At 74.6% G+C, this 12,015-nt stretch carries 7 protein-coding genes and 1 pseudogene; 4 read left to right on the forward strand and 4 right to left on the reverse strand.

The features are described 5' to 3' along the window. Positions 1 to 147: 147 nt before the first annotated feature. Positions 148 to 1,757: pseudogene (gene abc-f, locus M8H82_RS27590) on the reverse strand (ribosomal protection-like ABC-F family protein). 320 nt (positions 1,758 to 2,077) lie between these two features. Between abc-f and M8H82_RS27595 the strand changes: the two are divergent. Both M8H82_RS27595 and M8H82_RS27600 read left to right on the forward strand, forming a co-directional pair. Beyond that, entirely contained in the window at positions 2,078 to 3,040 is a 963-nt protein-coding gene (locus M8H82_RS27595) for a glycoside hydrolase family 11 protein (protein WP_250077768.1), read from the forward strand. 19 nt (positions 3,041 to 3,059) lie between these two features. Then, entirely contained in the window at positions 3,060 to 4,022 is a 963-nt protein-coding gene (locus tag M8H82_RS27600) for a polysaccharide deacetylase family protein (protein ID WP_250077769.1), read from the forward strand. A 27-nt stretch (positions 4,023 to 4,049) separates the two neighbouring features. Here the strand turns inward: M8H82_RS27600 and M8H82_RS27605 are convergent, their stop codons facing one another. From M8H82_RS27605 to M8H82_RS27615, 3 genes are all read right to left on the reverse strand, one after another. Next, positions 4,050 to 4,967: a LysR family transcriptional regulator gene (locus tag M8H82_RS27605; protein ID WP_250077809.1), complete on the reverse strand. Its 918-nt coding sequence runs from the start codon at positions 4,965 to 4,967 to the stop codon at positions 4,050 to 4,052. Next, positions 4,964 to 5,659, reverse strand: a complete 696-nt coding sequence (locus tag M8H82_RS27610) for a type 1 glutamine amidotransferase domain-containing protein (RefSeq protein WP_250077770.1) — start codon at positions 5,657 to 5,659, stop codon at positions 4,964 to 4,966. Before M8H82_RS27610 ends, M8H82_RS27605 begins: the two co-directional genes overlap by 4 nt. A 138-nt stretch (positions 5,660 to 5,797) precedes the next feature. Then, positions 5,798 to 10,567, reverse strand: a complete 4,770-nt coding sequence (locus M8H82_RS27615) for a CHAT domain-containing protein (protein WP_250077771.1) — start codon at positions 10,565 to 10,567, stop codon at positions 5,798 to 5,800. 67 nt (positions 10,568 to 10,634) lie between these two features. Here M8H82_RS27615 and M8H82_RS27620 point away from each other — a divergent pair, with 67 nt between their 5' ends. Together M8H82_RS27620 and M8H82_RS27625 are read left to right on the forward strand one after the other, a co-directional pair. After that, entirely contained in the window at positions 10,635 to 11,024 is a 390-nt protein-coding gene (locus M8H82_RS27620; RefSeq protein ID WP_250077772.1) for a hypothetical protein, read from the forward strand. A gap of 2 nt (positions 11,025 to 11,026) precedes the next feature. Further along, complete coding sequence (locus M8H82_RS27625; protein ID WP_250077773.1) at positions 11,027 to 11,851, forward strand: hypothetical protein; 825 nt, start codon at positions 11,027 to 11,029, stop codon at positions 11,849 to 11,851. Positions 11,852 to 12,015 lie beyond the last annotated feature (164 nt).

Genomic DNA, 12,015 nt, shown 5'->3' on the forward strand with positions numbered 1-12,015 from the left:
TGCCCGCCCCGCTTTCGAGGCGCCCGCGGGGCGGCGTGCCGATGAGTCCACTCGTTCGGACGTTCGGAGCCGTGCCGGTTCTCGCCGCCGGGCCCGGTCCTGTGCGGCGCCTCCCGCCCCGTCCTGTGCGGCGCCGCCCCCCTGACGTCAGACCGGGCTCAGCTCCAGGACGGGGCCCGGCAGTGCCGCGCGCAGGCGTCGGTCGTGCGTCACGGTGATCACTGTTCCCGCGTAGTCGGCCAGGGCCCCTTGCAGGTCCTCCACCAGGGCCGGTGCCAGGTGGTTCGTCGGCTCGTCCAGGAGGAGCGCGTCGTGCGGCTCGGTGAGGAGGCGGGCCAGTTCCAGGCGGCGGCGCTGTCCCGTGGAGAGGTCCCGGACCCGCCGGTCTAGGTCGGGCTCGCGGAAGAGGCCCAGCGAGAGCAGCTCCCCCGCCCGGTCCTCCCCGAAGGCCGCCAGCAGGGAGAGGCCGTCCTCGCCCGGCGTCGGCGCTGCCACCTGGCGCAGGAAACCGACCCGCGCGGGTCGCCGTACCGTCGCGCCGGGCTCCGGGGTCAGCTCACCGGCGAGGATCCGCAACAGGGTGGTCTTCCCGGCGCCGTTGGGGCCGGTGACCAGCAGGCGTCCGCCCGCGGACACGTGCAGGGAGTCCAGCAGCAGGCGCCCGGGCACCCGCACATCGGCCACCTCCACCGCCTGCTGCGCCGCACCCTCGATCCGCGCCGCGAACCGCAGCGGTTCCGGCGGTGCGGGCACCGGGTTCTCCGTCAGCCGCTGCACCCGTTCCCGCGCGTTGCGGATCCGGCTCATCGCCCCGTGCGCCCGGGAGCGGGCCCGGAAGGCGCCCGCCCCGCTGAACGCCCTCGGCGTCTTGCGCGGGATCGCGTCCAGGCGCCCGATGTGGGAGTCGCGAGCCGGGCCTGGCGAGCCACCTCCGTCCGCCATTCCGCGTGCTCCCGTTCCTGCCGGGCGCGTTCGGCGGCCTTGGCGGTGAGGTATCCCTCGTAGCCGTCGCCGTAGCAGCGGACGGATCCGCCGTCCACCTCCAGGACGGTGTCCGTCACGCGGTCCAGGAAGGTGCGGTCGTGGGTGACGGCGACGAGTGTGCCCCGGTGGGCGCGCAGCCGCTCCTCCAGCCAGGCCACCGCCTCGTCGTCCAGGTCGTTGGTGGGTTCGTCGAGCAGGAGCAGTTCCGGCGAGGAGGCCAGCGTCGCCGCCAGGGCCAGCCGTGAGCGCCGGCCGCCGGAGAGGGTGCCGAGCCTGCGGGAGCGGTCCAGGGTCGTCGTCTCGCCCAGGTGGCGCAGGGTCACGTCGACCCGGCGGTCGGCGTCGTAGCCGCCGCGTGCCTCGAACTCCGCCTCCAGCGCGGCGTAGCGCTCGTACGCCGAGGAGTCGGCGAGGACGGCGCCGGCCGCCCGCAGCCGGCGCTCCAGGGTGCGCAGTTCGGACAGCGCCAGGTCGACGGCGTCACCGACGCGGGCCGTGTCGGGCAGGTCCACGGTCTGCGCCAGGTGCCCGATCCCGCCGGGCGCCACGACGGTGAGGTCGCCGTTGTCGGGCGGTACGGCGCCCGCGAGCAGCCGCAGGAGCGTGGACTTGCCGGAGCCGTTGTCCCCGACGACCCCGGCCCGCTCACCGGGGCGGACGGTGAACGACACGTGGTCGAGCACCAGGCGGGTGCCGTAGCGCTTGCTGACGTCGGTGACGGTGAGCTGGGGGACGACGGCGGCGGGGGAGGGTGCTTCGGGAGCATGGAACAAGTGGGTCCTCTTTCGGCGAGAAGGCTAGACGAGACGTCTCGTCTAGTAACAACTCCCGCACCATACCCCCTCCACCGCCCGGCAGGCAAGACGCCCCGTCTCGCCTAGCCCGCCCGCGCGATCGGCTTGCGCGATCGGCCGCATCGCCGAAATCTTTCGGGATTGATGACGGATTTCCCATTTCAAAGATCACCGCAAAAAAGTGCGGCGTCATCGGAAGCGCAACTGACGTGGGATTACAGCGTAATTACGCTTTCGAATGTTTCGTAACAGCAAACGAAACTATTGACACTTGACGTGCCCCGGCCAACACTCCGCGCATGGAGAACTCACTCGCACGGCTCCGGCTGCTCATCAGCAGCGCCTGTGCCGTCCTGCTTCTCGCCATCGGCTCGGTGACCGCCCACGCGGACACCGTCGTCACCACGAACCAGACCGGTACCAACAACGGCTACTACTACTCGTTCTGGACCGACGCCCAGGGCACGGTCTCCATGAACCTCGGCTCCGGCGGCAACTACAGCACCAGCTGGCGCAACACCGGCAACTTCGTCGCCGGCAAGGGCTGGGCCAACGGCGCGCGCCGGACCGTGAACTACTCCGGCACCTTCAACCCGTCCGGCAACGCCTACCTGACGCTCTACGGATGGACCGCGAATCCGCTCGTGGAGTACTACATCGTCGACAACTGGGGCACCTACCGCCCGACCGGCACCTTCAAGGGCACGGTCACCACCGACGGCGGCACGTACGACATCTACAAGACCACCCGGTACAACGCCCCCTCCGTCGAGGGCACCAAGACCTTCGACCAGTACTGGAGCGTCCGGCAGTCGAAGCGGACGGGCGGCGCCATCACGACCGGCAACCACTTCGACGCGTGGGCCCGCGCCGGAATGCCGCTCGGCAGCTTCAACTACTACATGATCATGGCGACCGAGGGCTACCAGAGCAGCGGCAGCTCCAACATCACCGTGGGCGGCACCGATTCGGGCGGCGGGGGCGGGGGCGGCGGCACCGGCTGCTCGGCCACCCTCTCCGCCGGCCAGCAGTGGAGCGACCGCTACAACCTCAACGTCTCGGTCACCGGATCCAGCAACTGGACCGTCACCATGAACGTCCCCTCCCCGGCGAAGGTCCTCTCCACCTGGAACGTCAGCACGAGTTACCCCAGTTCGCAGGTGCTGACCGCCAAGCCCAACGGCAGTGGCAACAACTGGGGCGCCACCATCCAGCACAACGGCAACCACACCTGGCCCACCGTCTCCTGCACGGCGAGCTGACCGCGAAGGAGGCCCGATCATGCGTCCCTTGTTCGCGAAACTGGCGGTGGCCGCACTCGCCGTGGCAAGCACGGTCACCGTCCATACCGCCAACTCCGCCCCGGCACAGGCCGCGACCTGCAACGGCTATGTCGCCCTCACCTTCGACGACGGCCCCTCCGGCAGCACCCCGGCCCTGCTGAACGCACTCACGCAGAACGGCCTGCGGGCCACGATGTTCAACCAGGGCCAGTACGCCGCCGCCAACCCCGCTCAGGTCCGCGCCCAGGTGAACGCGGGCATGTGGGTGGCCAACCACAGCTACACGCACCCGCATCTGACCCAGCTCAGCCAGGCGCAGATCGACTCCGAGCTCTCCCGCACCCAGCAGGCCATCGCCAACGCGGGCGGCGGTACGCCGGTGCTGTTCCGTCCGCCGTACGGGGAGACCAACGCGACCGTGAAGACCGTGGCCGCCAAGTACGGTCTGACCGAGGTCATCTGGGACGTCGACTCCCAGGACTGGAACGGCGCCGGTACCGACGCGATCGTGGCGGCCGCGGGACGGCTCACCAACGGCCAGGTCATGCTGATGCACGACTGGTCCGCCAACACCCTGGCGGCGATCCCGCGCATCGCGCAGGGACTGACGGCACGCGGCCTGTGCGCCGGGATGATCTCCCCGGCGACCGGCCGCGCGGTGGCCCCCACGGGCGGCGGGGGCGGAGGCGGCGGCAGTAGCTGTACGGCAACGCTCTCCGCCGGCCAGCAGTGGAGCGACCGCTACAACCTCAACGTCTCGGTCACCGGGTCCGGCAACTGGACCGTCACGATGAATGTGCCCGCGCCCGCGAGGGTCCTCTCCACCTGGAACGTCAGTGCCGGTTACCCCAGTTCACAAGTGCTGACCGCCAAGCCCAACGGCAGCGGCAACAACTGGGGCGTCACCATCCAGCACAACGGCAACCGCACCTGGCCCACGGTCAGCTGCACCGCGGGCTGACCCGGGAGCGTGGGCCCCGCCACTGTGTCACCAGGTGGGGCCCACGCGCAGCAAGGCGTCGCGCACCAGGGCGACATGGGGGTTGTCGGCCGGTCCCGGGCGCTGGACCACGTACGCCGTGTTGATCGGTGCGTCCTCGGGGTCGTGCAGGAGGGTGAGGGCGCCCGCAGCGAGTTCCTGCTCGCACAGGTAGCGGGGCAGGACCGAGAAGCCCGCGCCCGCGGTGACCGCCGTCAGGACGCCGCGCAGGTCCGGCATGGTGACGGCGGCGCGGCAGTTCAGGCGCCGGCCGAAGACATGGCGCCAGTAGCGGCGGAGGATGGGGAGGTCCTCGGCGTACGCGATCAGCGGGACCGTGTGCAGGACGCCGGGGTCCTCGGCCGCCACCCGGCCGCCGATGCGGTCCGCCCACACCGGCGCGGCGACCAGCACGAACTCCTCGTCGGCCAGCGGGGTGGCGAGCAGCGCACGGCCGCGCGGGCGGGTGGTGGCCAGGACCAGGTCGTGGCGGCCCGCGCGCACCTCGTCGAGCAGGGGATCCGTCAGGCCGGGCGTCACCCGCAGCCGCACGCCCTCCGCCACCAGCGGGGCCAGCGCGGGCAGGACACGCAGGCAGAGGAGCTCGGCCGGGCCCGCGAGGTGGACCGGCGCGGGCGGGCCCGACTCCGCAGGGCCCTGGCCGGTGGCCGCCAGCAGCGCGTCGAGCGGGCCCGCGATCCGCGCCGCCAGGTCATGGGCGTACGGCGTGGGCGTGACGCCCCTGGGCAGGCGGGCGAAGAGCTCGCGGCCCGACTGCCGCTCCAGGGCCTTCACCTGCGTGGTCACCGTGGGCTGGGAGATGCCCAGCAGCTGCGCGGCGGCGGTGAAGGAGCCGGAGCGGTAGACGGCGAGGAACGTCCGGACCAGGTTGAGGTCCTGGATGCCCGTTCCCGGGGACGCGCTCAGCTCAGCTTCTTCAGCAGCTCGGCCGCGAGCGGGGCCGAGGAGGCCGGGTTCTGTCCGGTGACCACGTTGCGGTCGACGACGACGTGCGGCGCCCAGGGCTCGCCCGCCTCCACGTGCACGCCCGCCTCCACGAGCCGCGACTGCAGCAGCCACTTCGCCTTGCCGGCGAGCCCGGCCTGGGTCTCCTCGGCGTCGGTGAAGGCGGCGATCCGGTAGCCGGCGAAGGCGTTGGTGCCGTCCTCGCGGGTGGCGGCGAGCAGTGCGGCCGGGCCGTGGCAGACCACGCCGAGGGGCTTGCCGGAGTCCAGGGCGTCGACGAGGAGCCGGCCGGAGACGGCGTCGACCGCCAGGTCCTCCATGGGGCCGTGGCCGCCGGGGTAGAAGACGGCGTCGTAGTCGTCGAGGTCGACGTCCGCCAGGCTGACCGGGTTCTTCAGCTCGGTCATCGCGTCGAGGGCCCGGGCGGTCTCGTCCGCGGCCTCCTGGCCGCCGTTGACCTCCGGGGCGAGGCTGCCCCGGTCGACGGTGGGCACGACTCCGCCGGGCGTGGCCACGACGATCTCATGGCCCTCGGCCTTGAACCGCTGGTAGGGGGCGACGGCCTCCTCGGCCCAGAAGCCGGTGGAGTGGCGGGTGCCGTCGGCGAGCGTCCAGTGATCGACGCCGGTCAGCACGAACAGGATCTTCGACATGGTGCGGTCTCCAGAGGTTCGGTGGAGTTCGGTGGGATCTCGAACGTAAGCCCGTCGACCCATAGGTTTCCAATGAGGATTCCGATCCCTGGTATCGGAATGCCAATGGTTCCGGGGAATACGCCGCCGCCCGCGCTGCTACGTCCCCGCGTGCACGTACGCCGCCCAGACGTGCGGCCGGTCGGGGATCCGGCGGCGGAGCCCGCGGACCGCCTCGTGCAGGGCGTGGGCCGCTCCGGGGGCGTCCGGAGCCGTCGTACGCCGGTAGAAGGCGCGGGTCATGTGGTCCGCGTGGGTGCTGTCGACGGCCCACAGGGTGCCCACCGCCGCGGGGAACCCGGCCAGCAGGAACGAGCTGGTGATGTGGATGGCCTCGTCGGTGAGGCGTTCCGCCGTCCGGGCGGTCCCGCAGGCCGCCAGGAACGCCAGCCGCGCCGCGCTCGGCCGGGCCCGGCAGATCTCCAGGACCGAGACGGGCTCGCCGCTCGGCAGGCGGAGCAGGGCGCCGGAGGGTTCCGTGGGGTCGGTGGCCGCGTGGCAGCCGAAGTGGGCCCAGGATGCCTGGTGCAGGGCGCCGAGGACGGCCTCGCGGGTGGCGGCCGCGCCGATCAGGGGGGCGGGCGCGCCGAGGAGTCCGGCGGCGTAGGCGGTGGCCGCGGCGACTCCCGGGAGCTCCTGCTCCGGCTCGGCGACCAGCAGGGCACCGCCGTGGCCGGGACGGCGGCGGGCCCGGGACCGGGTGTGGGCGAGGGTCCGCAGGCCCGGGACGTACGACGACACCACCGCGTCCAGCGCTGCGCCGCAGCCGTCCAGCGCGCAGTCCGGTGCCGTGCACTGGGCCGCGTGCAGGGGCAGCGCGCTGAAGGCGCCGGTCGGCACCCACCACAGGCGGGGCCAGGTGCCGTGCCGGGGGACCGGCCCGGCGCAGCCGGCGAGGTCCAGGACCGGAAGGACGACCTTGTGCCAGGTCCACGCCAGCGTCTCGCGGACCGCGGTGCCCGCGGCGACCAGTTGGCGGGGGGAGGGCCGGGCAGTGCCCTGGGCGTTGATGGCGTCGACGGCGTCCCTCAGCCGCCGGGCGGCGCCGGTGACCTCGTCGGCCCCGACGTCGAGGTGCAGGGCGGTGATCGAGCGGGCGGTGACGACGAGGGCGTGGCAGTGGCGGCGGCCCTGGTTCAGGACCACGACCGGGCCGTCGGCCGCGAGGTCCCGCAACTGCGGTGCGGTCAGGGGCCGCAGGAAGTCCTCGAAGCCGGGCTCGGTCCGGATGCGGGCGATCAGCGCGTCGAGCTCGCGCGAGGCACGCAACCCGGCGAGCCGGGCCCACTCGGCACGCCCGGCGGGGGCGCCGGCGCGCTCGGGGCCGGCAGCGGGGGTGTTCGTCAGCCGTTCGGACTCGGCGCGCCCGGCAGGGGTGGTGGCGCCCTCCGGACCGGCGGCGGGCGTGCCCGGCGACCGCTCGAACCCGGCACGCCCGGCAGGGACCTCGGCGCCCTCCGGACCGGCGGCGGGCGTGCCCGGCGACCGCTCGAACCCGGCACGCCCGGCAGGGACCTCGGCGCCCTCCGGACCAGCGGTGGGCGTGCCCGGCGGTCGCTCGAAAACGGCACGCCCGGCAGGGGCCTCGGCGCCCGGCCGCCTGTCGGACTCGGCAGGGGCGGCGGCGAGGGTGTTCGTCAGTCGTTCGTACTCGGCTGCCAGGTCCGGGTGGGCGGTGCGCAGGGCGTCGATGTCGGCGCGGGACTCGATGCGTCGGGCCAGCAGCATCCCGCGGCCCCGGTCGAGGAGTTCGGCGGCGCGGTCGACGTCCGGTCCGGAGGCGGTGCGGCCGTGCGCGGACGGCAGGCGCAGGGCCGCGAGGGCCTCTCGTACGGCGTCCGGGTCGTCGCCCGCCGCCGCCCGCGCCATCACCGCCTTGAGGCCGGCCGCCTCACCCGGCAGCCGTGCGGCCAGGTCCCGTCCGACGAGGTGCGTGAGGATCAGCTCCACGATCGTCCGGATGTCCCCCTCGAACGTCGACAGGCCGTGCTCGGCGGACCGCTGGTCACTGCCCCGGTCGGTGAGCCCGGCCATCGCCTCGACGCCCGCTTCGAGATGGTCCAGGGCGAGGTCGACCCGGGGCCGCGGCCCGCTCAGCGCACCGGCCGCGGCACCGATCTCGCCGTGCGCCCGCATCCCCACCGGAACCGCCCGGTCCCGCCACACGAGGGGGTCCGCGGCGCCGGCGAGGCGGTCCCGCAGGGGGCCCATGACCGTGTCGAACAGGTCCGCCGGTGGCCTGCCCGGCGCCTGCGCGGCGGTGCCGTCGGGCAGCCGCCCCCGCGCCATGAGGTCGACGAACATACGGATCGTCCCGCCGATGTCCGGCGCCCCCTGCGGCGTCTCCTCACCGAGCGCGCGCCCCAGTTCGTCCGCCTCCGCGACCAGGGCCGCCGCCCGCCCGGGGTCCGCCGGGCGGAGCAGCAGCGCGCGCTGGACGAGCGCCCGGGCCAGCGTCGTACCGGCCATGGGACGCATCGGATGTCCGGCGGGGCAGGCCGCGAAGGTACGGCGGCACTGCTCGACGATCTCGTCGCCGAGGTCGCCGCGGGGGCCGCCGCCGGGGCCGACGGTCTCGACCAGGTCGGCGTAGGCGTCGCCCATCAGGTCGTACCAGGGGCGGCTGCCGGTCCAGGGACCGCGGGTCAGCTCCCGCATCCGGGCGGCGGTCCGCCGGGCCCGCTCCAACTGGGCCGGTTCGTGGCCGAGGAGGTAGTTCTGGAGGGCGGTGTGGAACTCGGTGCGGGCCGCGAGGACCGCGTGGTCGGTCTCCGTCAGGGCCACCTCGCCGTACGGGGGTTGTGGTTCCTGCGTGGGGGACGGAGAGGTGGCCGAGGCGAGCAGGGCGGAGGCCTCGCGGGCGTTCTCCGGGTCGAACCGGCCCACGGACAGGGCGGTCAGGGCGTCGGCAAGGGGCTTGTCGAGGTGGCCCGCCAGGTCGGGGGCGTGAGCGCGGGCGTAGCGCAGCAGCTCGACGACCTCGTCCAGGGTGGCCGGGTCGCCCCGCCCGGCGGACCGGGCGGACAGGGCGCTGCCGAGAGCCGCGGCCAGGTAGGGGCGCAGGGAGGTGTCCTCGTCGACGTCCGCGAGCATCTCGCGGATGACCGCGATGTCGGAGTCCAGGTTCTCCGGGGCGTCGAGGCGGATGTCCTGCAGACGGGACAACTGCGACGTGAGCGCCACCAGTTCGTCCGGCACGGCCTCCCCGCTCACCGACACGACGGCGAGGGGCAGGGCAGCCTCGTACGCTCCCCGGCGCAGCAGGTCCGTCGCCGGGAAGCCGGGCGGGGCCTGTGCGGCCACCTCCTCGGTGAGCTCGCGGGATTCCGCCGCGAGGAGGTCGGCACGGGCGGGCGCCGTCGGCCGCAGGGCCCCCGCCCGCATGCCGGTGAGGGCGGCCAGGACGGCGATGTGGGCGTGACGGTGGGGGCCGTGGGCGGGGAGAGCCGCCCGGTAGCGGGCTATGCGCTCGTCGGCGGTGTCGTCGGGGACGAAACCGGAGGCCAGATCGAGGATCTCGACGTCGACGTCGGGCGGGCGACCGGTGCGGGTGGTGTGGAGCCGCACCTGCTCGACGAACCGGCCTAGGGCGGCCGGCGAACCGTCGGACTCGAACTCCCGGTAGGCATCGATCACCGCCCGCTGCTCGTCGCCCAACAGCCCGGCGGAGTCGAGGAGTTCCACCGCTTCCAGCGCTGCGCCGCCGTCCTCGCCCGCCCTGGCGAGCGCTGCCAGCGCCTGGGCCACGGCGGTGCCGGTGCCGGGATCCGCGGGACGACCGGCGGCCGGCGCGGGCCGCCGGGCCCCCGGGACGGTGACGCCGTTCCCGGTCGGAGCGCCCGCGGAATGCATGAGCTGTGCTGCTTCCCGGGCCGCGTCCCGGTCGTCGCGGGCCCGGGCGAGTGCCGCGAGGGCCTGCGCCAGGGCGATGCGGGTCCGGGCGTGGGCGGGGTGGTCGGCGGGGGTGGCGGAGAGGGCCGTGCGCAGGCGGCGTACGGCGCAGGCGATGCGGCGCGGGTCCTGGTCGGCGACGCCCGCCTCCGCGAGGGCCGCGCCGATCCGGAGATCGCGTTCGCCGGGCCAGGTGACGGGCTGGGCGACCAGCAGGCGGAGCGTCGCGAGGCCGTCGGAGTTCTCCTGGGTGAGCGAGCCGTCCGGTGCCATCGCCAGCAGCCGGTCCACGACGGCGAGTTCGGGGTCTCCGAGCAGCCGGGCCGCGTCCACGACCGTGCGCAGGGCGACCGAGGCGGCGGCCCGCGCGAGTTCGGGGTCGAGGAGGGGCAGGCGTTCGCACACCGCGCGGCCGTAGCGGGCGGCCGCCGCCAGGGAGCCCGGCTCCGCTTCGCGCTGGAAGCGGAGGACGTGGAGCTCCAGGGCCTGGACCGCCAGCTCCGCGAACCCCGCGTGGTCGTCGTCCCGCAGGTGCTCGAGTGCCGTCTCCGCCCACGCCAGCGAGCGGTCGAGAGCCACCGCACCGCCCTCGCCGGCGACGTCCTCCGCATACGCCGAGCTGATCAGGTGGGCGAACCGGGCCTCGTGGGACGGGTCCGCGGGATCGAAGCCCTGGCGGAGGACGTCGGGGAGACCGGCCTGCGGGGGCAGCCGGGGACACAGGAACCCGAACGTGCCGAAGACGACCGTCAGGTTCCGCTGGGCCTCGGGGTCCGCGTCGCCCCCGTGCCGGAACCAGAAGGTCCAGAACACCGCGGCGACCGACTCCAGGTCGATCACGCCCTCGGGCGCCGGCGCGGCCTCCCGCAGCAGGGCCAGCGCGTCGTCCGCCGCCTCCGCCCCGCGCAAGGGCGCGGGGTCGCGGGAGTTCTGTGCCGTGACGAGACGTGCGACCACTCGATCCCGAAGCTCCGTCATCGCTCGTTACATTAGTCTGACCGCCTGTCAGGGGGCAGTGGTTCGGGGGAGTTCCAGGGAGGCCGCCGTGGGCGACGGGGCGATGGCACGGCAGGTCTACGAGGACGCCGTCGAGTATCTGTGCCGCAACATGGAAGATCTGCGCGCCCTGGTCGGGCCCGGTGCCTGGGAGGCCGCCTTCCCGGCCGTACGGGACGCGGATCCCGCGAGCCCCGAGTGGCGGGACGGGGTACGCGCCCTGCACGACGCGGTCGAGGCGGCCGGGGTGCCGGGCGGACTCGGGCTGGATCCCACGCTGGGCGTCGGCGGCTGGCCCGGCGCTCCGACGCCCCGGTCGGCCGGCTGGGTGTGTCCCACGCGCCGCTGCGGCCGGGTCGACCTGCGCGAGGGGGCCCCGGCGCCGGCCGGCACCCCGGCGTGCGCGCTGCACGGGCAGCCGATGCGCCTGGTGGACTGACCGTGCTGGGACTCCTCGCCGAGCTGCAAAAACGCATACCCGACGGCTGGTTCCTGCGGCGGCTGCTGCCCGCGGCGCTGTTCGTCGTGGTCGCGCTGGTCGGCGGCGGGGCCCTCGGGCACAGCCGGTGGAACGACGTCCCGCTCGCCCGCGCGCGGATCGCCGACGCGCTGCGGACGAGCGGCGGGCTGAGCGCCGACGGGATCGCCTCGCTTGTGCTCTTCGCGGTACCGGTGGTCGCCGCGGCGTTCGCGGTGCCGTACGCGGCCGCCGCGATCGGGGCGCTGGCGTCCGGGGCCTGGCCCTGGTGGCTGATGCCGGTGGGGCGACGGGTGACCGCCTGGCGGGTGGGGCGGTGGGCGGCGCCGGACCTGCTGGCCCGGCAGGCGGTGCGGGCCCGGGCCGACGGCCACGCCCTGCGCGCCGACCGGCTCGACGCGCGGGCCGCCCGCGCCCGCTCGGCCGGCCGCCCCGACTCCCCCACCTGGTGCGGCGACCGGTTCCGGCGCACCGAGGCGCAGGTAGCTCGGGACACGGGCGGAGACGTGGTGAGCGGCTGGACCGCCCTGCTGCTCGGCGCGGAGGAGGCCCCGCGCGCCGCTCTGGCGCAGACCCGCGACTCCTACGACGCGGCCTGCGAGGCGCTCGCCTGGAGTGCGGCGTTCGCGGTGCTCGGCGCCTGGTGGTGGCCGGCGGCCGTGGCCGGGGTCCTGCTCGGGCTCGCCTCCTGGCGATCGCTGCGCACCGCGGCCGAGGCCCTGTGCCGTACGGCCGAGGCGGCCTTCACCCTGCACCCGCCGGACCCGGTCCCGCCCGGCACGCGCTGACTACCGGTCGAAGCGCCGGGCCGTACAACCGCGACGGCCCTCACCCCGCCAGCCGCCTCCGGTACGCGATGGAGACCGGCCGAGGCCCTGTGCCGTACGGCCGAGGCGGCCTTCACCCTGCGCCCGCCGGACCCGGCCGGTACACGATGACGACCGACCGAGAC

Origin of the sequence: Streptomyces sp. YS415, assembly GCF_023544665.1 — a bacterium.
GTDB lineage: Bacteria > Actinomycetota > Actinomycetes > Streptomycetales > Streptomycetaceae > Streptomyces.